The sequence below is a fragment of the Geobacter hydrogenophilus genome, from assembly GCF_018501225.1.
Lineage (GTDB): Bacteria > Desulfobacterota > Desulfuromonadia > Geobacterales > Geobacteraceae > Geobacter > Geobacter hydrogenophilus.
Genome location: NZ_JAHCZI010000001.1, coordinates 519,467 through 540,531 on the forward strand (window position 1 = coordinate 519,467; position 21,065 = coordinate 540,531).

21 protein-coding genes are annotated in these 21,065 nt (G+C 61.8%); 8 read left to right on the forward strand and 13 right to left on the reverse strand.

The window, feature by feature from the left end; translation table 11 throughout:
• The first annotated feature begins 40 nt into the window (after positions 1 to 40).
• From KI811_RS02290 to KI811_RS02305, 4 genes are read left to right on the forward strand one after another with little or no spacing between them, the layout of a single operon-like run.
• A complete protein-coding gene (locus tag KI811_RS02290) occupies positions 41 to 658 on the forward strand; it encodes a glycine zipper 2TM domain-containing protein (protein WP_214184868.1) in 618 nt (205 codons plus the stop codon).
• A gap of 34 nt (positions 659 to 692) precedes the next feature.
• A complete protein-coding gene (locus tag KI811_RS02295) occupies positions 693 to 1,157 on the forward strand; it encodes a (2Fe-2S)-binding protein (protein ID WP_214184869.1) in 465 nt (154 codons plus the stop codon).
• Positions 1,154 to 3,328 carry a xanthine dehydrogenase family protein molybdopterin-binding subunit gene (locus KI811_RS02300; RefSeq protein WP_214184870.1) on the forward strand — a complete coding sequence of 725 codons (2,175 nt, stop codon included), beginning with the start codon at positions 1,154 to 1,156 and terminating at the stop codon, positions 3,326 to 3,328. Before KI811_RS02295 ends, KI811_RS02300 begins: the two co-directional genes overlap by 4 nt.
• Entirely contained in the window at positions 3,325 to 3,915 is a 591-nt protein-coding gene (locus KI811_RS02305; protein ID WP_214184871.1) for a nucleotidyltransferase family protein, read from the forward strand. Before KI811_RS02300 ends, KI811_RS02305 begins: the two co-directional genes overlap by 4 nt.
• Before the next feature lie 96 nt (positions 3,916 to 4,011).
• On the opposite strand, the gene KI811_RS02310 is transcribed toward KI811_RS02305, so the two are convergent.
• From KI811_RS02310 to KI811_RS02360, 11 genes are all read right to left on the reverse strand, one after another.
• The gene (locus KI811_RS02310; protein WP_214184872.1) at positions 4,012 to 4,350 is read right to left on the reverse strand and encodes a hypothetical protein; all 339 of its coding nucleotides are present in this window, start codon (positions 4,348 to 4,350) and stop codon (positions 4,012 to 4,014) included.
• Between the two features lie 56 nt (positions 4,351 to 4,406).
• Positions 4,407 to 4,817, reverse strand: coding sequence for a bacteriohemerythrin (locus KI811_RS02315; RefSeq protein ID WP_214184873.1), 411 nt, complete (start codon positions 4,815 to 4,817; stop codon positions 4,407 to 4,409).
• 60 nt (positions 4,818 to 4,877) lie between these two features.
• Complete coding sequence (locus KI811_RS02320) at positions 4,878 to 6,731, reverse strand: alpha-amylase family glycosyl hydrolase (protein WP_214184874.1); 1,854 nt, start codon at positions 6,729 to 6,731, stop codon at positions 4,878 to 4,880.
• Between the two features lie 61 nt (positions 6,732 to 6,792).
• Entirely contained in the window at positions 6,793 to 7,779 is a 987-nt protein-coding gene (locus tag KI811_RS02325) for an NAD(P)H-quinone oxidoreductase (protein WP_214184875.1), read from the reverse strand.
• A gap of 108 nt (positions 7,780 to 7,887) precedes the next feature.
• Positions 7,888 to 9,963, reverse strand: coding sequence for a coiled-coil domain-containing protein (locus KI811_RS02330; RefSeq protein ID WP_214184876.1), 2,076 nt, complete (start codon positions 9,961 to 9,963; stop codon positions 7,888 to 7,890).
• A 206-nt stretch (positions 9,964 to 10,169) separates the two neighbouring features.
• Entirely contained in the window at positions 10,170 to 10,844 is a 675-nt protein-coding gene (locus KI811_RS02335; protein ID WP_214184877.1) for a roadblock/LC7 domain-containing protein, read from the reverse strand.
• A gap of 26 nt (positions 10,845 to 10,870) precedes the next feature.
• Complete coding sequence (locus tag KI811_RS02340; protein WP_214184878.1) at positions 10,871 to 11,581, reverse strand: DUF4388 domain-containing protein; 711 nt, start codon at positions 11,579 to 11,581, stop codon at positions 10,871 to 10,873.
• Between the two features lie 73 nt (positions 11,582 to 11,654).
• Positions 11,655 to 12,425 (reverse strand): hypothetical protein, encoded by a 771-nt coding sequence (locus KI811_RS02345; RefSeq protein ID WP_214184879.1) that lies wholly within the window; start codon positions 12,423 to 12,425, stop codon positions 11,655 to 11,657.
• A 12-nt stretch (positions 12,426 to 12,437) separates the two neighbouring features.
• On the reverse strand, positions 12,438 to 12,908 hold the full coding sequence (locus KI811_RS02350; RefSeq protein ID WP_214184880.1) for a cytochrome C: 471 nt from the start codon (positions 12,906 to 12,908) through the stop codon (positions 12,438 to 12,440).
• A 24-nt stretch (positions 12,909 to 12,932) separates the two neighbouring features.
• On the reverse strand, positions 12,933 to 14,219 hold the full coding sequence (locus tag KI811_RS02355) for a hypothetical protein (protein ID WP_214184881.1): 1,287 nt from the start codon (positions 14,217 to 14,219) through the stop codon (positions 12,933 to 12,935).
• A gap of 87 nt (positions 14,220 to 14,306) precedes the next feature.
• Positions 14,307 to 15,224 (reverse strand): cytochrome c3 family protein, encoded by a 918-nt coding sequence (locus KI811_RS02360; RefSeq protein ID WP_214184882.1) that lies wholly within the window; start codon positions 15,222 to 15,224, stop codon positions 14,307 to 14,309.
• Positions 15,225 to 15,506: 282 nt separating this feature from the next.
• Between KI811_RS02360 and KI811_RS02365 the strand changes: the two genes are divergently transcribed.
• Positions 15,507 to 15,830 (forward strand): hypothetical protein, encoded by a 324-nt coding sequence (locus KI811_RS02365; protein WP_214184883.1) that lies wholly within the window; start codon positions 15,507 to 15,509, stop codon positions 15,828 to 15,830.
• A gap of 24 nt (positions 15,831 to 15,854) precedes the next feature.
• Here the strand turns inward: KI811_RS02365 and KI811_RS02370 are convergent, their stop codons facing one another.
• Positions 15,855 to 16,727 (reverse strand): SDR family oxidoreductase, encoded by an 873-nt coding sequence (locus tag KI811_RS02370; RefSeq protein WP_214185124.1) that lies wholly within the window; start codon positions 16,725 to 16,727, stop codon positions 15,855 to 15,857.
• A gap of 132 nt (positions 16,728 to 16,859) precedes the next feature.
• Positions 16,860 to 17,408 (reverse strand): CDP-diacylglycerol--glycerol-3-phosphate 3-phosphatidyltransferase, encoded by a 549-nt coding sequence (gene pgsA, locus KI811_RS02375; protein ID WP_214184884.1) that lies wholly within the window; start codon positions 17,406 to 17,408, stop codon positions 16,860 to 16,862.
• 314 nt (positions 17,409 to 17,722) lie between these two features.
• On the opposite strand from pgsA, the gene KI811_RS02380 reads away from it, so the two are divergent.
• The 3 genes from KI811_RS02380 (at position 17,723) to KI811_RS02390 (ending at position 21,038) form a co-directional block, all read left to right on the forward strand.
• Complete coding sequence (locus KI811_RS02380) at positions 17,723 to 19,360, forward strand: HAMP domain-containing methyl-accepting chemotaxis protein (RefSeq protein WP_214184885.1); 1,638 nt, start codon at positions 17,723 to 17,725, stop codon at positions 19,358 to 19,360.
• A gap of 62 nt (positions 19,361 to 19,422) precedes the next feature.
• Positions 19,423 to 19,686 (forward strand): hypothetical protein, encoded by a 264-nt coding sequence (locus KI811_RS02385; RefSeq protein WP_214184886.1) that lies wholly within the window; start codon positions 19,423 to 19,425, stop codon positions 19,684 to 19,686.
• 68 nt (positions 19,687 to 19,754) lie between these two features.
• Positions 19,755 to 21,038 carry an O-acetylhomoserine aminocarboxypropyltransferase/cysteine synthase family protein gene (locus KI811_RS02390; RefSeq protein WP_214184887.1) on the forward strand — a complete coding sequence of 428 codons (1,284 nt, stop codon included), beginning with the start codon at positions 19,755 to 19,757 and terminating at the stop codon, positions 21,036 to 21,038.
• Positions 21,039 to 21,065: the final 27 nt, after the last annotated feature.

A 21,065-nucleotide genomic window follows, 5' to 3' on the forward strand; every position in this document is an offset into this window, starting at 1 on the left:
GGCAGAGACACGGCGCCACAGGGGCCAGGGAGGGGATACCATGAAAATCCGACTGATTTCACTCATCACGCTTGCGGCATTCACGTTGGGCGGCGTCACGGGGTGCGGCACCATCCCGAAGGAGCACGAGGGGACTGCAAAAGGGGCCGGCTACGGCGGCGCAGCCGGCGCCCTTGCCGGCGCGCTGCTGGCCGGAGAGGGTTCACGGACCAAGGGAGCCGTTCTCGGCGGTCTGGCCGGAGCCCTCATCGGCGGCGTCATCGGCAACTACACCATCGACAAGAAGCTCACCGCCGAGGAGACCGCCGCCAAGTACAACGTCCAACCCTCATCGGGGACCATGGTCCGTCTCGAAAACGTGACCACCACCCCCTCAAGCGTCAATCCGGGAGACCGGGTAGAGGTCCAGACCACCTATGCGCTCCTCACCCCATCCACCACCGAGCAGGTGGGGTTAACCGAGTCCGTCGAGATCTACCACGGGGGTGAACTCGTCGGGAATCCCGAGGCCATGGTCACCCACAGCGGCGGCACCTATACCTTCACCATCCCCATCGTCCTCCCCAAGGATGCGAAAGCGGGGAGCTACCGGGTGATCTCCACGGTCAAGACTGCGACGGCAAAGGACAGCCGCGAAACCAGCTTCACGGTGCGGTAGCCTGCTGCCCCATCCATGGAGGGAGGGAAAAAGCATGATCGCTCTGACTGTCAACGGCACGCGGCACCAGGTGGACGTTCCCCCCGACACGCCGCTTCTCTGGGTGATCCGGGAGGTTATCGGCCTCACGGGAACCAAATTCGGCTGCGGCATGTCCCTCTGCGGCGCCTGCACCGTCCACGTGGAGGGGCGGGCGATCCGCTCCTGCGTCACCCCCGTGTCGGCCGTGGCCGGCAAGGAGATAACCACCATCGAGGGGATTCCCGAGTCTCACCCGGTGAAACAGGCGTGGATCGCCGATGACGTCCCCCAGTGCGGCTGGTGCCAGCCGGGACAGATCATGGCTGCCACGGCCCTTCTGGCGACCAACCCCAAGCCCGACGATGCCGCCATTGACGAGGCCATGGAGGGAATCCTCTGCCGATGCGGCACCTACCAGCGCATCCGCCGGGCAATCCACCGGGCCGTCGGCACGCCGACGAAAGGGGGTGCGTCATGAGCGGAATCGTCATCGTGAGCCGTCGCGATTTCCTGAAGGCAGGCATCGTTCTGGGAGGCGGGCTGATCATAGGGGTCCACCTGCCGGGAGGAACCGCCGCCGGCATGGAGCCCCCCCGCGAGACCTTCGCTCCCAACGCCTTCATCCGGATCGGCACCGACGATTCGGTGACGGTGATCGTCAACAAGTCGGAGATGGGCCAGGGGGTCTATACCGCGCTCCCCATGATCGTTGCCGAGGAACTGGAGGTGGATCCGGCCACCATACGGGTTGAGGCGGCGCCGGTGGCGCCCGCTTACAATCACGCCGAGTGGGGAATCCAGGTTACCGGCGGCAGTTCGAGCGTGCGGTCCGAATGGGACCGTCTCGCTAAGGCAGGGGCATCGGCCCGAATGATGCTCGTGGCTGCCGCGGCCGAAGCCTGGAAGGTGAAGCCTGGCCAGTGTCGGGCCGAAAAGGGATTTGTCCTCCACCAGGCCAGCGGCAGGCGCCTCTCCTACGGGAAACTGGCTGAACGGGCCGCCCGGCTGAAGCCCCCGGCGGAGGTGCAGCTCAAGTCACCCAAGGATTACAGCGTCATCGGCCGGCCGGTCAGGCGGCTCGACACTCCTGCCAAGGTGAACGGCACTGCCCTCTTCGGCCTCGATGTCGCCATACCCGGCATGCTCACCGCCGTGGTGGCGCGGCCGCCGGTATTCGGCGCCAAGGCCATGAAGATTCACCATGACAAGGCGGAAAAGGTGCCAGGAGTAAAGAGGGTGGTCCCCATCGACGCGGGGGTGGCGGTCATTGCCGAGAGTTTCCCGGCTGCCGTCAGGGGACGGGAGGCCCTGGAAATCGAATGGAACGAAGGACCCCTAGCGGGCCTCGACAGCGGCCGCCAGCGGGAGGAGTACGCGGAGATGGCGAAACGCCCCGGAGCCGTGGCTGCCCGCCGGGGTGACCCGGATACCGCCCTGAAGCAGGCGGTAAAGCGGATCGACGCGGTCTACGAACTTCCCTACCTGGTCCACGCCCCCCTGGAGCCCCTGAACTGCGTGGCGAGGGTGGAACCCGACCGCTGCGACATCTGGACCGGCACCCAGATGCAGACCGGAGACCGGAATGCGGCGGCAAAAATCACCGGCCTTCCCCCCGAGAAGATAACCCTCCGCACCCTGTTCCTGGGGGGAGGGTTCGGAAGGCGGGCGGTTCCCGATTCCCACTTCGTCCGGGAAGCGGTGCAGGCATCCAAGGCCATGGGCAAGCCGGTGAAGGTGGTCTGGACCCGGGACGACGACATCCATGGCGGCTGGTACCGCCCCACTTTCTACAACGAGCTCGCCGCCGGCCTTGACGCCGCCGGAATGCCCGCTGCCTGGAAGCATCGGATCGTGTGCCAGTCCATCGCCATCGGCACCCCCTTCGAGAAGGGGATGGTGAAAAACGGCGTCGACGACACCTCCGTGGAGGGGGCTGCCGATTCACCCTACGCGGTGCCAAACTTCCTCTGCGACTACCACATGGCGCCGGCCGGGGTGCCGGTCCTCTGGTGGCGGTCGGTGGGGCATTCGGCCACCGCCTTCGTGAAGGAGAGCTTCATCGACGAGCTGGCCCACCTGGCGGAGAAGGACCCCTATCAGTACCGCCGGCAGCTACTAAAGAAACATCCGCGGCTCGTGGGAGCCCTGGACCTGGCTGTGGAGAAGGCCGGGTGGGGGAAAGCGCTTCCCGAGGGGCGGGGACGGGGAATCGCCGTCCATGAGTCCTTCGGGAGCATCGTGGCCCAGGTGGCCGAGGTATCGGTGGGAACGAAGGGAGAAATCAGGGTGCACCGGGTCGTCTGCGCCGTGGATTGCGGCCGGTTCGTGAACCCCGGCATCATCGAAGCGCAGATGGAGTCGGGGATCGCCTTCGGCCTCTCGGCGGCCCTTCACGGGGCCATCACCTTCAAGAACGGCCGGGTGGAACAGTCCAACTACCATGACTACCCCATCATCCGGATGAACGAGATGCCCCGGGTGGAGACCCACATTGTCCGAAGCGGGGAAAAGCCGGGAGGAATCGGCGAGCCGGGAGTCCCGCCGGTGGCCCCTGCCGTGGCGAACGCCCTGTTTGCCCTCACCGGCGCCCGCCTGCGGACCCTGCCGATGACGCAGGAACGGGTTCTGGCTGCAACGGGCAAAGCATGAACGTCGCCGCGATCCTTCTGGCTGCCGGCAAGTCGCAACGGATGGGGCTCTGCAAGCAACTCCTGCAGCTTGCCGACCGCCCCGCCGTGGCCCATTGCCTCGACACCCTCACCGCCGTCGGCTTGAAGGAGATCGTGGCCGTGGTCAGCCCCGGTGGAGACGAGGTTGCCGCGGCCGTCTCCCGCTATCCCGTCGTGGTGGTCGCTAATGAATCAGACTCCTGCGACATGGCCGACTCGGTCAGAACGGGCCTTGCCCGGCTGATATCGGGTCCGACGGGAGTTCTCGTGGCCCTGGCCGACCATCCCCTTGTCAGGCCCGACACGGTACAGGCCCTCGTGAACCGCCACGGAGAGGAGCCGGACGCCATCCTCATTCCGATCCACGACGGCGCGAAGGGGCACCCGACCCTCTTCCCCGCCGCCATCCTCCAGGAGATTGGCCAGGTGGCCACCCTGCGCGATGTCATCGGACGGCACCGCGACAAGGTTCGGCTGGTGCCGGTGGCCGACGAGGGGGTGGTCATGGACATGGATGTGTGGGAGGACTACCTGGCGGTGGCGGAGCGGCTCAATCCGCCCGGATGAGTTTCAGGGCGTGCCATTTACGGGCAACAAAAAAGCGGGACCCGGCAGCGCAGTGCGCCGGCATCCCGCTTTTTGTCGTGTGACATCGGGAGAACGTCAGTCGTAGTCGTATTCCCGCCCCCATCGGTCGGTGAACGTCAGGCGGCGAAGCCTGTTCTGGGACATAACCTCGTCGGTGATGGTATCCGCCTCCTCCGTGCTGAACCCGACGCTGGGCCTCACCCCCATCCAGTGGGAGGCATCAGTCGTGGGGCTGTCCAGGGGGCGCGGCACCGGCGGCCCCGGCTTGTATTTGCCGTTCAGGAACAAGGCCGCCTCGTACTGGCGCGGCCGTTTCACGAGGCGCACGTCGACGAGGAATCCGTTTTTGGTTTCTTTGGACAGGATCGAGTCCAACACATCCATATCCCGCGGTACATCTGAAAATTCTGGCATACCTTCCCCCACCGTTCCGGTTGATTGACCGGGAAGCCGTTGCTTTCCCTGGTTAACTATATCGGATTACAGCGCATATTCTTGAGAAGAAATTCGCTCATTTCCCTGTCCACGGTGAGAATATGAGACGTGAGCCAGTCGATGAGGGTCTGGTTGACCCTGAGGACGAAGTCCCGACTCGGGGCCGCGGCGGCCACTTCTTCCACAAACCGGTTGATTCGCCGCATGAATTCTTCGTGCTCGGCCCGGTGTTTCTCGTAGCCGGGATAGCCGTACTCTTGCTGGAGCTTCTCCTCGGCGGCAAAATGGGCCACCACGTACTGGTCGAGGAAGCAGAGCATGGTCACCACCTCTTCCCGCTCCCTCCCGGCCACGCATGCGTCCAGGAGCTTCTCCAGTTGCTCGAACAGTGCCTTGTGCTGGTTGTCAATTTCATCGATCCCCACGGTCAAATCATCGGTCCACATGCAGCTCTCCCTGAATTGAAATGTAGAACTTGGTTCACGCCGCCACGACATCAGCAGATGTCATCGCCGTTCGAGCATCACGAAACCGGCTGCGGGAACCGTCACCTGTATCGCCTGAACGGCATCGTTGATCCGCTGGACAGCGGTTGTTCCGCGCACCTGCCCCGGATCGGTGGAGTAGCGGTAGGCAAAACGGTCCCCCTCCCGATGGAGGCTCCCGTCCACCAGCACCCAGGCGGTGCGGGGGGAGTCGGCATCGGTGTTGATGGCAAGAACCATCTCTTCGGTGTCAAAGATGCGGGACCACGGGACCACCGAGCGAATCTCTCCCCCGATGACATAGGGAAGCCCGAAGGTGATCCCATCCCCCGAAATCTCCCGCAGGTACTGGCGTCCGCGCCTCAGGGGGAGCTTCTCCCGGCGCAGCGCGAGTATCTTCGCGAACTCACGGTAGACCGGATTTTCCTCGTCAAAAAAGTGGACCCCCCGGGTGCGGAACGCGCCGAAGGGACCGCCGAACATGCACTCACGCAGATATCGGTCATCGCCCCCCTCGCCGTCAAAGGCCTGCTCGGTGCCGTAGTAGATGCAGGGGATGCCGAGGGTAGTGGTGTTCAATGCCAGGGCGTTCAGCACGAGCCGGCGCCACTTGGGATCGCCGGCGCAGAAGCGCTCTTTCTTGGCTCCCCGGCAGACCTGGTCGTGGTCGTCGATGACCGTCACCACCTTGTCCCGGAACCAGACGTGGGACTCCTTGCGGACAAGGAGGGAGTTGCGGAAGAGGCCGAAGTAGTCGGCAGGGTTCGCCCTCCCCTTCACCAGGCCTTCGAGCCGCAGCGGGATATCGTCCACGCCGAGGGCCGCGTTGAGGCCGGTGGTCCCCAGGGTTTCGAAGGCATTGGCCCGACCGCCGGTGATCTCGCCAATGAGATAGAAGTTCTCCTTGCCGATGACCTTGGCAAACTCGTGGATCACCGAGGCGAAGAACCGGGTCGCCCCGGCCCCCATATGCTTCACCGTATCGATGCGGTAGCCGTCCACGTCGGAGAGGGCGATCCAGTACTTGTAGACCTCGCAGAGGGCCAGGAGCGCCGGCGACGGGCGGAAGGAATCGACCTCGCCGTCCCCCAGATGGATATCCTTCAGGTCGAAGAAGTCACCGTCCAGGTATTCGTGGTAGCTGTCCCAATCCCGGATGTGGCCCATGCGGGTATAGGCGTTGGCAGCTTGAAGCTCCCGGGGCCAGACCGCGCCATTGGGCCAGGCGTCGGGATGGGCCTTGGCGTCGATGGGGCCGAAGGGGAGATTCGGCGTGCCGTCGGCGGAGCGGAACCCCGTCACCGGGTAGACGGTGGCGCCGTCATAGGGGGTGTAGCCCCGGTTGTAGGCAAAGATGTTGCCGGCATGGTTCAGGATGATATCGAGGATGACGTAGATGCCGTTGGCATGGGCAACACGGACCAGTTCCCGCAGGTCGTCGGCAGTGCCGAAATGGGGGTCCACGTCGAGGAAGTTCTGGATGCCGTAGCCGTGGTAGGTGGGGACAAAGGAGCACTGTTTGAAGAGGGGGCTGACCCAGACGGCGGTCACCCCCATGCGTTTGAGATATCCCATCTTGCCGGCAAGCCCCTTCAGGGTTCCGCCGCACCAGTTGTTCCCCGCCTCGCGCCAGACGGCGGCCTCGGGCTCGGTGCGGATGGCATTCCCCGCGTCGCCGGACTGGTAGAGGGGTGTTTCCCCCTTCGCGACCCGCCTCCCCCGGTTGTCGCGGTACCCTGTCTCCTTCCCGTCGGAAAAGCGGTCGAGGAGGAGGAAGTAGAGCACCTGGTCCTCCCAGGCCACGGGCGAAGGGTGGAAGGTGCGGTTCGTGAGGTCCTTGAGATCCAGGTCCGTGCTCGATTGCGGTGCCGTCATGGCGTTGCCTCCCCAAAAGGAAAGGGACGCCGTTCGCCGCGCCCCTCTCTTGTGGTGTCCCCTACGAGATCTTCAGCACGATCTTCCCGAAGTGCTTGTCTTCTTCCATCATCCGGTGGGCTTCCACCACCTGGTCGATGGTGAACACCTTCTCGATGATGGGGACAATGGTCCGGTCGGCGAATTTCGGCAGCGCTGTCCTGGTGAACTCGGCAACGATCTCCCCCTTGTCCTTCACGGGGCGGGAGCGGAGCACGGAACCGATGATCTGCTGCCGCTTCACCATCATGAGGGCCAGGTTCAGCTCCGCCTTGATGCCGCTGATGACCCCGATGATGACGAGACGGCCGGCATAGGCGAGGGAGTTCATGTTGGGCGCCAGGTACTTGGCCCCCACGTGATCGAGGATCACGTCGGCCCCCTTCTTGTTGGTGAACTCCTTCACAGCCTCGGAGAAATCAGGGGTCTGGGTAAAGTCGATGACCAGGTCGGCGCCAAGGTCCTTCACCCGCGCCATCTTGCTCGGGTGGGAGGTGACGATGATCTTCGTATTGGGAACCAGGGCCTTGCAGAGTTGGAGGCCGGCGGTGTTTACCCCGCCGCCGCCGCCGTGGAGGATGACGGTATTGTTGTCCTTGAGGCCGCCGATCATGAAAACGTTGAGAAACGCCGTGATGTACGATTCGCAGACGCAGGCCGCCTCCTCAAAGCTCATGGATTCTGGGATCCTCATCAGGTGGCTGGCGTAGGCCACGGCATACTCAGCGTAGGCGCCGCCACCCACCAGGGTCATGACCCGGTCCCCCACCTGCCAGCCGGTCACGCCGGGACCCAGCTCTTCGATGGTGCCGGAGACCTCCAGTCCCAGGATCTCCGAATCGCCCGGCGGAGGTGGATACTTCCCTTCACGCTGCACGAGGTCCGGGCGGTTGATGGACGTTGCCACCACTTTCACGAGAACCTGCCCCTCCGCCGGCTTCGGCCTCTCAACATCCCCCACCGTGAGCACATCGAGACCGCCGAAACCATTGAGCAGAACTGCTTTCATACGCTTTTTCCTCCTTGCATTGGATAGCTGACAAAATCAATCCGGCAACTCTAGCGAAGTGGCGGGATTGTGTAAACAGGAAATCCGGAGAGCGGTCATCATGCCCGGCTACCGCTTCAGGCGGAGAACGGAAATCTTCGCCAGGGCCCTTCCGCGCTTGTCCGGATCAGGGTTCAGCCGGACCGCGTCCATCATGAAACCGACGGTTTCCACAAAGGCCAGGGCGTCCCGCACCACTGCGGCGCACTCGCCAGCGTCCGCGGGCTGCTTTTCGGGAGAGTAGACAAGGGTGGAGTGGTCCGTGGTGAGGCTCCAGGCCACGTGGACCCGGAAACGCTCTCCCTTCCTGAGAGCAACGACATAGGCGCCGCAGGGCTGGGGAGTGTGTCCCGCCGGGGTGATGTTCACCACATTGAGGGAGTTGTGGACCTCGATGACATCCGCCGGCGTGTCGCACTCGATTGTCTCCAGCCCCTTGTCGAGGCTGAACCCCACACCCGCCCCGGTTCCTCCCTCTCCTCCCGGGGCGCCGAAGGAAACCAACTCCTCCCCTTCCCCCACGAAGCTGAAGGGATCGGTCTGTCCCTCCGCAAGGGCGTCACTCACGGCAGCAGCCACCTCGTCATCCCACTCGACCACCGGTGGTGCCTCCGGGGCCACGGTGACACCCTCTGTAGCGGCAATAAACGGCTCCGCCTTCTCGGGCTCATGCTTGACCTGCTCCCCGTGGCCACGGCGCGCCGGAGCCGGGGGCTCTCCCTGGGAGGCAAGCCGTACGACCTCAGCCTGAAGGGTCGAAACCCGCGCAGTGCCTGCCTGCGTAGCAAGGACCTTCTCAGCCGCCAGCCGTTCGATTTCCCTCCTGAGGGTTGCCGCCTCGGCCTCGGCCCGGGCCAAGGCTTCCGCCATCTCGCCGCCACCCTTCCTGGAGATAACCTGCTCGACGGCCTCACGCTCGGCCACAAGAACCTCGGCCTCGGCGGCCAGCCGAACGAGCCGGCCGACTGCCAGCTTGCGGGCCGCTTCCTTCTCCGCCGCCCGCTTCTCGATCACCGCTTCCAAAGCTGCAATGTCCGCCGCGGCCTTCTTTTCGGCAGAGACCGTCTCGGCCGCCAACCGCTCCGCCTTGGCTTCAAGCTCCTTGATCCTGGCCGCATTCCCCTTGGCGGCAGTTGCCTGTTCTGCGGCAAGGTCAGCCAGCCGCGCCGTGAGGGATTCAATCCGCTTGGCCGCTGCGCTTGCCCCCTTGTCCCGCGCTGCGGTAAGTTTATCCACTTCCGCGCGCAACCGCTCTTCCTCCCGAGCGGTTTCCTCGCCGGCCTTGTCCTTCTCGGCCTTCAGCCAGGCAATCTCATCCCGCAAGGACGCGGCAGCCGACGATCCCCCCTTTCCCAAGGCCGCCAGCTCTCCCTTAAGGCGTTCCACCGTGCTCCGGAGGGAAGCTGTTGCCTGGCCGTGCTCCTGGTCGGCCTGCTCCTTCTCCGCGGTCAACCGCGCAATTTCACCCTGCAGGGCCGTTTCCTGGGCCGCAAGGGTGGTGTCCTGCTCCTTCCGCTCTGCAAGCAAGCTATCGATGCGGACCTTGAGCTCCGCAAAGCGCTCCCGCGACTCCCGTTCCGCTGCGGCCTTTTCGGCGGCAAGGCGGTCTGCCAAAGCCTTTGCTTCGCTCTCGTCCTTGGGCGCAGGTTTCTCTTCCCGCTCTTTTTCCGCAGGGGGGATCTCCTCCTTGTTCTCCTTCGGAGCCGCCTCTTTCTTTACATCGCCGGCATCATCCTTTGCCCCGTCGGCGCTCGCCGGTCCCGTGGCGGACGGACGGCGAAGAACCGGGATATCGCGGATAACCACCTCCCGCATCGCCTTGCCATAACTGAGATTGACCTCCTGCATGGTGAACCCGAACGACGCAGCGAAAGCCAGTCCTTCCTTGAAGAGTGGGAGATAGGCCTCGCCCACCGGGATACCCTTGGGCGAGGCAAAAATCCAGCGTCCCCTCCGGTCGGCGTGTTCAAGGATTACGTAGACACGGGTCTGCCCTTCGCGTTGAATGGCACAAACGTATGCATTGCACGGGCGGGGGGATATCCCTTCGGGGGCTGCGGACGCCGACCCCAATGAACGGTGGACTGCGACAACATCGGCCTCCTCAGCCTCAACAAAAGACAGTGACGGATCATGGACAAACATGACAGACCTCGGGGAAGTTGGTGAAGTTGGTGACATTTTGGCTGCGGAAGGCGCAGGAGGGGTCGCGACCTGGGGAAGACCCCACCGACTACACTCTACCCGATTTTCCCGCCATGGCAAACTCCGGAGATGAAGAGGGTGGGGATTAAACAGGCTGTGGGGGGAAGAGGCGGGCAGGGAGAAGGAAGCTGTACAGGGGGCGCGCGTTACGGAATTTCGACAAGGAGACCATCGCCCTGCAGGGCTTCCAGCTTCTTCTCGATGGACTTGCAGAGGATAATTTTGCCGTCGTAGGAAGAATCGCTCTCGTTAACGATCATTACAGGGAAAATAGCGGAAATGCCGTTCACCCTGTTGGTGATCTTCAGCTTCTTGAAGGTTTCCCTCTTGTAGAAGGAAGAGACCTGCCGGGCAGTGGCCGGCGTAAGGGCTGCCATGCCGAACTGTTCGAAGGAACTCCCCTTTGTCCCGTCAGCGAGATGGCAGACCGCAAGCTCCAATGTATCGGGAGCAACTGCAGCGGGTTTCTGCCGCAACTCCCGAGCCACAAGGAGCGACTCCAACTTTGTCTTTGCCACGTTAAGGGAAATGGCGAGCACTCCGAGGTTGACCTTTTTGGTACAGAGCAGCAGCACAAAGGCATCCTGCAGGGGTTTGACGATAACCCTTCCGTCGCCATAGCGGAAATCAAGGAGCTCTGACGGTCCTGTCGCACCATGGACTCCACGTGCGGTATCCGCCACAGCGGCCGTAACCCTCTCGATAATGGCTGAGTCGAACAGGGGAGGAAACGCGCAGGCAACAGCATCCCCATCGCGTCCGCAGACGAGGCTTCCAATCACTCCCGGAACAGTATTGAGTTGTTGAAGAATTTCGTCCATCCGAATCTCGACCCTGTTCCAACCCGCTATTTCCTACTCCCGAAGGTGGCGCGGATATCCGATTCCACCTGAGCAAGGGAAGTCTCTTTATCCACCGCAATGGAGATGTAGTGATTTTTCGCCTCAAAGAGGAGCTGCTGTTCCCCCTTTGCCTGAACGGCAGCGGATTTCACCCCGCCGAGGCCCAGCAGATCGCCGAGTCTGTTGCCGAGGCGCGACAGGTCACTCCCTTTTTCGGCAAGGGCCTTGGCCTCGGCGCTTTCGTCGTCGACCGGCGAGCCGTCCTTCTTGAAAAGCACCGCGTAACCAACTCCGGCGATTTGAAGAAGCCGTTCCGCGATAACGCTCATCCTGCGCGGGGCCGTCCCTTCTCCTCCCTTCGGCCGCAGTCCCGCATTTTCCTCATCAATAATACGGTGTGCTTCAAGGAGGAGATACGCGATGCTCTGCTGGATGGACCGACCGGTAGTGGTAACCTTTGGCTGAATGACAAAGCGCCCGCCGGGCCAGCGGAGGATCTCGTACAGGGCCTGCTCGCCGACTACCCCCTCCTGCTCCGCGTGGATGATCTCGCCGTCGCGGAAAAAGATCATCCCCTGCCGCTGCTGGTACTCCACCGAAATGGCGCCGGTAAAGCGGTTGTGGCCCTTGAGCTGGATGACATCGGTCAGCGAAAGACCGGCGATGGATCCTTCGAAGCCGCTCTGTTTTTCCGGTCGTGATGACTTGGCCATCATGGCGTTACCCTCATTGGTGAATTATTAACACCACTTTACAAGCACATTCCATGCCCTGGCATCCGAATGGGGCCTACTTGTGGCACACGCTGCAGTCCCGCACGACCACAATCTGGAATTCGCCGGTGAGGGGGTTGAAATTGACGTCGTGACACCCGCCGGTAAACTTGAAGCACGTGTAGCGGCTCAGGATCGCCTGTGAGTGGTGAATATTGGCATTGGCTCCCTGATTATGGCAATAGCGACAGGTATCGGCCGGCTGATTTGCCTCGGTGAAGATGTACGCCAGGGCATCGTGATTCCGGGGAAGGGAAGGGCTTTGTCGGTTATGGATCGAGCCGGATTTGACCCGGTCGAAGAAAGCCTGACGCGCCGTCGAGTACTGGGAAAACTGCGGCGTCGAGTACTGGGCATAGAATTGCTTATAGAGACCGACCGACACCTGCGTGGGATCCTGGGGGTTAAGGGCGACCCCCCCGTGGCACGAGTAACAGCCGGCAGGATACCTGATCGGGTCGGCTATGTGGCAGTCGAGGCATGCCGGACCCGTAGCGCCACCACTGGCACCGAGAAAGCTGCTTCCGTGGCAGACGCGGCATTGGATCAGCTGGTCCTCGCCGTACATGGCGCTGAAGGTGGCCTGGGTGGACGAAGAAACAAGGCGAAACGTGACCATCTCTATGATCTTCCTGGGGTGCGTTGTGACCCAGGTGCATTCATGGGCGTTGACCGACGACGGCGCGTCGGGATTCGACGCATTAAGCCCACCGCCACATCCCGTCAGTACCGCGGCACACAGGAAAGTCCCGACCGTTAGCTTGAGCTTGGCTTGCATACTCATCATTTCAGCTACCTTCTAACCGTGACACGGCCGGCACGTCTGGGACGACTGGGGATTGCCGTGGCAGCGGTAGCACGAGGTGGGGTCGAGACGGCCGTCGATCCGGTGGCGGGAGAGGTATTCGCCCCGGTGTTGCATCCGCCGGTAGTTCTCCGTCTGGTTCTTGAGCGAGGGTTTCAGTTCCGTGTGGGTCACGTGACAGTCGTTGCAGAAGCTCTGCTCATGGCAGAGGGCGCAGATCCGCTGGTCCTGGTAGGCCACGAGACGGTGGGACTCGGTGAAGAGGGGGGTATGGTTGTACCGCTCGAAATCCACCGGGGTTTTCTTGTAACCGTGGCACTTGGTGCAGAACTCGCGGCGGTCTCCCAGTTCATAGATGGTGGGGTGTTTGGCCGGCAACCGATAGGTCGGGGTCGAGGCGCACGCCGCCAGGAGTGCGAGTATCAGCCCTGTCACCAGAAGCGCCGGTATGATGCCATGTTTCATGGGTAAATGCTCCATCCGCAGCCGTCACTTGCCAAAGGCGTAGGAGGCGGCAAGCGTGCCGCGGTAATCCTTGTCGAAGTAAGGATCCTGGCTGTAGTCGAGGGATAGCTTCACGGTGAGGGCCTTGTCGAGGAACTTGCTTCCCCCTCCGACCGAAGCGAAGAAGGCACTGTCCTTGCGGTACATGCTCCAGACATTGCCGTCGTCATAGTTCACATAGACCACGTCAGCCGTGACGAAGGCTGGGGCCACATCCCAGTATACATAGGCCCGCCCGAGATAATACCGGTTCTGGGCAATGTCACCCTCCACCCGGCCGAATTCCATCCCCACCTCGGAGAAGATCTTGCGCCTGACAGCGGCCAGAACCGTGTACATGTCGGCGGAACCGTAACGCTTGTCATACTCGTAATGCTTGTAGCGGGCGCCGAACTCGATGTTTTCCGCTGGGTACCAGAAGGCCTCGGTCCCCGCAATGTCCACCTTCTCCCCGAATTGTGACATATACCGGAAGGGCGCGGAACCGCCGGATCTCCGGTTGATGAAATCCTCGTACCGGTAGTGCTGATAGAAAGGACGAAGCTCAAAAGCCTTGAAGGGAAGCCGCAACTCGTAGGACTGCTCTCCCAAGCCTCCGGTGACGAGATTCCAGGTGGTATGCCCGAGCAGGGTAATGTTGGCGGGGAGGAGCAGGGTGGCGTCGGCTCCCAGGAGCTGCTCATCGGTGGAGCCGTCATTTCCCGTGTGCTTGTAGGCCAAGGCCACGTCGTAGCGGCCGGGAATCCCCTGGGCGACCCGAGCCCCGTAAATCCAGTCTCCCCCTCGCCCCTTGACATCCTCCAGGTTCACGGGGAAACCGGCGTAGGCAGAGGCGGTAACCGTCGGCACCAGATCGGTTTTGACATAAAGGCCGTCGATGCTCTCCCTCATCACCCCCTCGAAGATGTACTGGCGCCCGAAACGGATCTGGTAGTCCCGGTTCTTCGGGTCCAGGTAGTCCAGATAGGCGTAGAGGAGTTCGCCGGTGGCGGTGCCGTCTGCATTGCCGAAGTCGTCCCTGAGGTTCGCCCGTCCCCACCCGTAAGCGTGGAGCGAAAGCCCCGGCGTTTTGGGAACGGAGTAGTCGAAGCGGAGGAACTCATAGACCGGCAGGAGGGACCGTTGCCTTCCATTGCTGTCGTTTCGTTCGTAGAGGCGAACGATGGTGTCGGAGGTGATGCCGAGATCGGCGGCCGAGCCCGACGGCGGCGCCGTGAGCAGCGCCGCAGCGAGGACCGTCACCCCTAGGGTAAAGCCTTGGTAAAGCTTCACGCATCCCTCCTTCAAAAGATCATGACATCAAAGGTAAATCGTTCGAGAGGTCCTCCCCGAAAGAGGAGGACCTCTCAGTATCTGCTGTCAGCGCTGCCGCACCGGCGGGTTGTGCGCATCCTGGTGGCAGGTGAGGCACTTCGGGAACCGCTCGTGGAGCTGCTTGCTGTGGGGCAGTCCGTGGCAGTCGGTGCACTGCGGGATAAAGCCGTGCTTGGTGTGGCAGGCGGCGCAACTGACCTTGCCGTGACGGCTCGGCGTCTTGGTCCAGGTGGCATAGACACCCTCGTGGCAGGCTCCGCAGGTACGGGTGCCCACGTCCTTCTTGTAGGAAATTTCCTTCGGCTTGTGAACCGGATGGCACTCGCTGGCGCAGGTCTTGAAATCCTGCCCCTCGTAGTGGGGCTTGTGGCACATGTTGCAGGATGGTATGAGACCGTGGCGCGTGTGGCAGTCGGCGCAGGAGAGCTTGGTATGCTTGCTCGGGAACTGCTTCAGGTCCGCCGGCGGTCCGGCGTGGCAGGTGGCACAGGAGGCCAGAAGCTTCTGGCTCATGGGCATGACCTTTATCGAGTGGGGATTTGAATGGCACTCGGCGCACTGGGTGAAGACCTGCGCATGGGCCACCGTTGCCGGCGAGTGACAATCGGAACATTTGGGCATGATCTGGTCCCAGTTGTTCTTCCGGGGACTGTAGCTGTGGAAGCTCTTGTGGCAGTTCTGGCAGGTGAAGGCGTGGCGCCCGCCGTCCTTCTTGATGTCCTGAAACACGCCGGGGTGACACTGGCCGCATTGGGTAACGGTGAGTGGAGGGGGCTCGACGGCATAAAGCTCGGGCTGCTTCTGGATCTGGACCGTTGCCACCGGCGACGACGACCGTTTTCCCATCTCAGCCGCGCCGGAGGCCTGCTCGGCGGCAAATGCGAAACCGGAACCGGCCGTGGCCCACCCCAACAACGCCACACTAACCAGCAATCTACCGAACCTGTTCACTCCCTGTTTCATCGGATACAGTCCCTTTCTGAGAGATCAGAACCCCTCTTTCACCTTCACAGCATACCCAAACATTATGAATTAGCGTGTATTAATACCCTTCAACTGGCCGTCATGTCAACCGAAAACCGGGGATTCCCCCCATGGCAGACCGGAGAAACTGACGCAGTATCAACACACTATCTTCTTTTATGCCCTAAAGAAAAATGACGGACAGCCGAAGAGTATATCAACTACGCATTTGCTCCATGTTTTGCGATTTCAGCCCATGTCATGCGATGGTGTACACTAACTATGGCGATAGACACTCTCCATACCCGCATCCTCGGCTATTTTGAAAGCGAGATTGAAGCTCTCCGCAACCATCTGGAAACGGGACAGTTCAAGAGCTTCAAGGATCAGGTCATCGCCGGTCTGAAAATCGCCGAGGCCCTGGAGTTCCTTGTTCCCTACACCCGGCGGAACCACAGGGCGCGCCGACTTGTCAGAAAGGGTAAAAACCTGATCAATGATCTGTTGTCGGTTCGGGAGGTTATCCGCAGGGGCAACAGCTCGCCCCACGTAAGGCAGTTACTCCTCATCTCCAAGGTCATGTCATCGGAACGCTATCTGCAATAACTCCTTTGCTGCCGCGCTCCCTGTCTATTTGGCAACGCTTGCCTTCAGACCATCCTGCAGAGTCGGGTACAGAAGTTTAACCCCTAGTTTACCCACCATTTTCGAGTTGTCCATCCGCCGCGACTCCGTAACATAGGAAAGCATGAGGGGTGTCATGACTTTTTTCGCCTCCTCCATGGTCACCTGCCGGGGGCGCGGGAAACCGAGGGCATCGGCGCAGGCGTTGAAGTACTCCGTCATGGTGCCCGGATTGCCGTCGCTCACATTGAATATATCGCCGTCCTCGCCCTTCTCGGCAGCAGCCATGCAGACCCGGGCTAGGTCCTCGGAATGGATCCGATTGGTGTAGGAAGCCTCACTCTCAAAGAGGACCGGCTGGCCGCTCGTTAGCTGCTGGAGCGGAAGCCGCCCCGGGCCGTAGATGCCCGTGACCCGCAGAACGACTATCGGAACGCCCCGCTCCTTGCCCCAGGCGCGAAAGACCGTTTCAGCGTCGTAGCGGCGCTTGGCCCGTGCCGTCTGGGGATTGGCAGGTGTATCTTCGGTCACGATCAGGTCGCCGCAGTCGCCATAGACGCCGCTGGTGCTGAGGTAAACCACCTTTGCCGGCTCCTCGCCCGGCCTGACGGCGGCACAGAAGGCCCGAGCCCTCGGCTCGGTTATCCCTCCACCCGGCGGAGGGGCGAAGTAGAACACGGTCGCCCCCCGGAGAGGGAGGCCGGCAAGGGATTCAGGATCGTCCAGGTGCCCTTCCACCGTTCCGATGCCATGTTCATGCAGTTTGGCAGCGCTTTCCTCCGAACGGACGAGGGCTGTCACCGCAGCTCCCTTATCCATGGCAAGCCGCGCCACCCGTTTCCCGATATCGCCGCACCCGACGATGAACACCCGCTCCACGTTCACATCTCCCATCCCCGGTGTCACCGCACCGGCACCCCCCATAACGGCCGTTCATTAGCGAATCAGCTCTAATACCACCTGAGGAGGAATCATGTCAATACACTCGCGGCGGCTGTTCTCCTGAAGCTATCAGCTTTTCCTGAAAGCCCGGCGTCCCCACACCACCATGTAGTCTCCCCCCGAAACCAGTGCCATCGCGAGCGCAAGAACAAAGAGGGGCTTCAGCACAACTCCAAGGAGTTCCATCCCCGCCCCATGGGCGAGCACCACCAGGATCAGGGAAATCTGCACAAAGGTATTGGCCTTGCTGGCTATGCTGGGATTCATCTCCAGGGTTCCCGTGCGGCCGTAATAGGCGACTGCGCCGGCAACGATTACCAGGTCACGGCCGACAATGACCAGGGCAAGCCACCATGGCAGTTGCCCGATGGCCGCAAGGACAAGGGACGAGGTAACCACCAGGAGCTTGTCGGCCAGCGGATCGAGGAACGAACCGAGGCGGCTTTGCTGGTTGAAGCGCCGGGCGATGAAACCGTCGAGGGCATCGCTCACGCCCGCCACGAGGAAAACCGTCAGGGCAGCCCGGAAGTTGCCGTCCAGAAGAAACATGATGAGGGCGGGGACCAGGACTATCCGAAGCGCCGTCAACATGTTGGGTATGGTCATGATTCCGTTCATGGTGCCGGCGCCTTGTCCCTCTGGGCAAGCCCGAGAGGGACCTTTGCCGGAGAGAGTGCCCTCTGATGGCATTTTGTTACACTTTTCCGCCTTAATACGTTGCTCTCATGATACCCAAAGAAGCATCATCCGTCCACTCTCCCCCTCTCCTTCATCTCGTCACACCCCAAAGGACACTGTTCTCCCCTTATTCTTCTATCGTCATCATGAGACACTTATACATAACCTTAAAGTTCCAACGCCGTAAACCGACAAGTATTAATGGCATGAGGTTTCTGCGCCGATGCCCATGAACGTCGGAAAAGGAGAATGACATGTTGGCAAGCATGAAAATCGGAACGCGGCTCGGCCTGGGATTCGGACTTGTTGTGCTGCTGCTGGTGATTACCGGCGGTGCGGGGTTTCTGGGGATAGAGAAGATTGACAAAGCGAGTAACGAGATTCTCTCCCAGGAAGTCAAGATTGGCGAGTACTTTTCCCGGGTGAGGGCCAATATCCTCTACATGAGAATGTACGAAAAGGACGCGTTCATCAATATAGGCAATCCCGACAAGATCGCGGAATACGAGAAGAAATGGACCGAGAAGAAAGAGCGTCTCGATGACTGGCTTGGCAAGCTGGGCAAACTGAAACTCGACGACAAGGAAAAGGGCCAGTATGCCGCGATACAGGAAAACTACAAACAATACGTCGCCGGTTTCGGACAGCTCATGGGGCAGATCAAATCCGGCGCCATCACCAGCACCCAGCAGGCAAACGAGGCGATGAAACTGTTCAAGGAGTCGGCCCACACCATTGAAAAACTATCCACGGAAGGGAACCGGGCGGCCTACGAGGCGAGCGACAAGAGGGCCAAGGAAGTCGATGCCATCGGCAGCAGGGTTGTTACGGCAATTGTCATCAGCCTGGTTGTTGCCTTGGTGCTCGCCGTGATGATAACCGTGGTCATTACCCGCGGCATCACCAAACCGCTCCGGGCGATGAATGCCATGATGGACGACATCGCCCAGGGGGAAGGCGACCTGACCAAGCGGATCGAGGTTCGCTCGGACGACGAACTGGGGCACCTGGGGCGTTCCTTCAACCTCTTTATCGAAAAACTCCAAAAGATCATTGCCAAGGTAACGGAAAACACGGTCCAGGTGGCTGCGGCAGCCAGCCAGGTCTATGCATCCTCAGAGCAGATGGCAACCGGCGCCGAGGAAGTGGCGGCTCAGGCAGGAACGGTCGCCACGGCCAGCGAGGAGATGGCGGCAACATCCAACGAGATCGCCAACAACTGCATGATGGCGGCGGAAGGATCGCGGGAGGCCAGCAGTTCGGCATCCGGCGGCAGCCAGGTGGTCGAGCAGACCGTGGCAGTGATGACCCGCATCGCCGAGCGGGTGAAGGAGGCAGCCCATACCGTTGAAGGGCTGGGAGCCCGCGGGGATCAGATCGGCGAAATCATCGGCACCATTCAGGACATTGCCGACCAGACCAACCTGCTGGCCCTGAATGCGGCCATCGAGGCGGCCAGGGCCGGCGAGCAGGGGCGAGGGTTTGCCGTGGTTGCCGACGAGGTGCGAGCCCTGGCTGAACGAACCACGAAGGCTACCCGGGAGATCGGCGAGATGATCAAGGGGATCCAGCACGAAACCGGGCGGGCAGTCTCATCCATGGAAGAAGGGGTCAAAGAGGTGGCCAGCGGCACCTCTGAAGCGGCAAAGTCGGGCGATGCCCTGCGGGAGATCCTCGACAGGATCAATGGGGTAACCGGCCAGGTGAGCCAGATTGCCACGGCAGCGGAAGAGCAGACCGCCACCACCGCCGAAATCACCAACAACATCCAGCAGATCACAACTGTAGTAGAAGCCACGGCCCGCGGCGCCCAGGAATCCGCGGCTGCAGCAAGCAGGCTGACAGACCTGGCAACTGAGCTGCAAGGGTTCGTTGGACAGTTCAAGGCATAAACGACGTATTATGACGCACATTCCGGTTTTACTGTCATCATCACACAACCGGGAGGTGCGTCATGATCTATCTCACCACAGACCAGTTCGACCAGGCAGTCTACTTCGATCTCCGCAAGACCGAGCATCCCCGCCGGGCCGGCGGACAGGAGCATATCCTCCACGGCCTCCTAGGGAACGGGGTCAGCGAGGTACCGGTCACTATCCGGAGCTGGCGCGACTGGACCGCAGTGGATTTCGGCAAAGGGGACCTCTTCAGCTTCGTGGACGAGCGGACCATCCGGCGGATGCTGGGCCAGGTAGCGCGGGAGATGGAGCTGCACTAATTCCGGGTTTCCCGTACGGGATTTCTCTGCTATCATCGCGGTCCCATTACCGTTGAAAGGAGACCGCCATGAGCAGTTCGTGGAAGATCGAGACCCAGGCCATCCAGGGGGGATACACCCCCAAGGCGGGCGACCCCCGCGTCGTCACCATCTGCCAGAGCACCACCTTCAAGTACGACAGCGCCGACCACGTGACGAAACTCTTCGACCTGGAAGAGGCCGGCTTTTTCTATACCCGTCTGGGGAACCCCACCACCGACGCCTTCGAGCAGAAGCTGGCCATGATGGAGGGGGGAGTCGGCGCCCTGGCCACCTCTGCCGGCCAGGCGGCCACGACCCTTTCCATCTTCAACATCTGCCAGGCGGGCCAGCACTTCGTGACCGCCAGCACCCTCTACGGCGGCACCTACAACCTCTTCGCCTGCACCCTCCCCAAGATGGGAATCGAGGTGACCTTCGTGGACCCGGAGGCCCCGGCCGACGAAATCCTCGCCGCCTTCCGCCCCAACACCAAGGCCCTCTTCGCCGAGACCATCGGCAACCCGGGGCTGAACGTCCTCGACTTCGAGAAATTTTCCGCCATCGCCAGAGGGAAAGGGGTGCCACTCATTATCGACAGCACCTTCGCCACCCCCTACCTCTGCCGCCCCTTCGAGCACGGGGCCAACGTGGTGGTCCACTCGGCCACGAAATACATCGACGGCCTCGCCACCAGCGTCGGCGGCGTCATCGTGGACGGAGGGAACTTCGACTGGGGCAACGGCCGCTTCCCGGAACTGACCGAGCCCGATTCCTCCTACCACGGCCTCCAGTACGTGAAGACCTTCGGCAACCTGGCTTACATCATCAAGGCCCGGGTCCAGCTCATGCGCGACATCGGGACCACGCCGAGCCCCTTCAACTCATTTCTCTTCACCAACGGCCTCCAGACCCTGCCCCTCCGGATGCAGCGCCACAGCGACAACGCCCTGGCCCTGGCTCAGTTCCTGGAAAGCCACCCGTCGGTCAGTTGGGTCAAGTACCCGGGACTCACGAGCCACGCCAGCCACGACCGGGCACAGAAGTACCTGCCGCTTGGGTGCAGCGGCGTCCTCACCTTCGGCATCAAGGGGGGGGCCGAGGCCGGCAAGAAGTTCATGGAGGCGTGCAGGCTCGTAGCCCTCGTGGTCCACGTGGGTGACGCCCGCAGCTGCGTCCTCCACCCGGCCAGCACCACCCACCGCCAGTTGACCGCGGAGCAGCAGACCGCTTCCGGCGTCACCCCGGACCTGATCCGCCTCTCCGTCGGCATCGAGCACATCGACGACATCATCGCCGACGTGGACCAGGCCTTGGCGGCAAGCCAGAAGTAGCCGTCGAATCCGAATCCCGGAACAAAA

Bases quoted from the DNA above. Each gene is read 5' to 3' on its own strand.
- KI811_RS02290 (WP_214184868.1), top strand. From the start codon at position 41: ATGAAAATCCGACTGATTTCACTCATCACGCTTGCGGCATTCACGTTG.
- KI811_RS02295 (WP_214184869.1), top strand. From the start codon at position 693: ATGATCGCTCTGACTGTCAACGGCACGCGGCACCAGGTGGACGTTCCC.
- KI811_RS02300 (WP_214184870.1), top strand. From the start codon at position 1,154: ATGAGCGGAATCGTCATCGTGAGCCGTCGCGATTTCCTGAAGGCAGGC.
- KI811_RS02305 (WP_214184871.1), top strand. From the start codon at position 3,325: ATGAACGTCGCCGCGATCCTTCTGGCTGCCGGCAAGTCGCAACGGATG.
- KI811_RS02310 (WP_214184872.1), bottom strand. From the start codon at position 4,350: ATGCCAGAATTTTCAGATGTACCGCGGGATATGGATGTGTTGGACTCG.
- KI811_RS02315 (WP_214184873.1), bottom strand. From the start codon at position 4,817: ATGTGGACCGATGATTTGACCGTGGGGATCGATGAAATTGACAACCAG.
- KI811_RS02320 (WP_214184874.1), bottom strand. From the start codon at position 6,731: ATGACGGCACCGCAATCGAGCACGGACCTGGATCTCAAGGACCTCACG.
- KI811_RS02325 (WP_214184875.1), bottom strand. From the start codon at position 7,779: ATGAAAGCAGTTCTGCTCAATGGTTTCGGCGGTCTCGATGTGCTCACG.
- KI811_RS02330 (WP_214184876.1), bottom strand. From the start codon at position 9,963: ATGTTTGTCCATGATCCGTCACTGTCTTTTGTTGAGGCTGAGGAGGCC.
- KI811_RS02335 (WP_214184877.1), bottom strand. From the start codon at position 10,844: ATGGACGAAATTCTTCAACAACTCAATACTGTTCCGGGAGTGATTGGA.
- KI811_RS02340 (WP_214184878.1), bottom strand. From the start codon at position 11,581: ATGATGGCCAAGTCATCACGACCGGAAAAACAGAGCGGCTTCGAAGGA.
- KI811_RS02345 (WP_214184879.1), bottom strand. From the start codon at position 12,425: ATGATGAGTATGCAAGCCAAGCTCAAGCTAACGGTCGGGACTTTCCTG.
- KI811_RS02350 (WP_214184880.1), bottom strand. From the start codon at position 12,908: ATGAAACATGGCATCATACCGGCGCTTCTGGTGACAGGGCTGATACTC.
- KI811_RS02360 (WP_214184882.1), bottom strand. From the start codon at position 15,224: ATGAAACAGGGAGTGAACAGGTTCGGTAGATTGCTGGTTAGTGTGGCG.
- KI811_RS02365 (WP_214184883.1), top strand. From the start codon at position 15,507: ATGGCGATAGACACTCTCCATACCCGCATCCTCGGCTATTTTGAAAGC.
- pgsA (WP_214184884.1), bottom strand. From the start codon at position 17,408: ATGAACGGAATCATGACCATACCCAACATGTTGACGGCGCTTCGGATA.
- KI811_RS02380 (WP_214184885.1), top strand. From the start codon at position 17,723: ATGTTGGCAAGCATGAAAATCGGAACGCGGCTCGGCCTGGGATTCGGA.
- KI811_RS02385 (WP_214184886.1), top strand. From the start codon at position 19,423: ATGATCTATCTCACCACAGACCAGTTCGACCAGGCAGTCTACTTCGAT.
- KI811_RS02390 (WP_214184887.1), top strand. From the start codon at position 19,755: ATGAGCAGTTCGTGGAAGATCGAGACCCAGGCCATCCAGGGGGGATAC.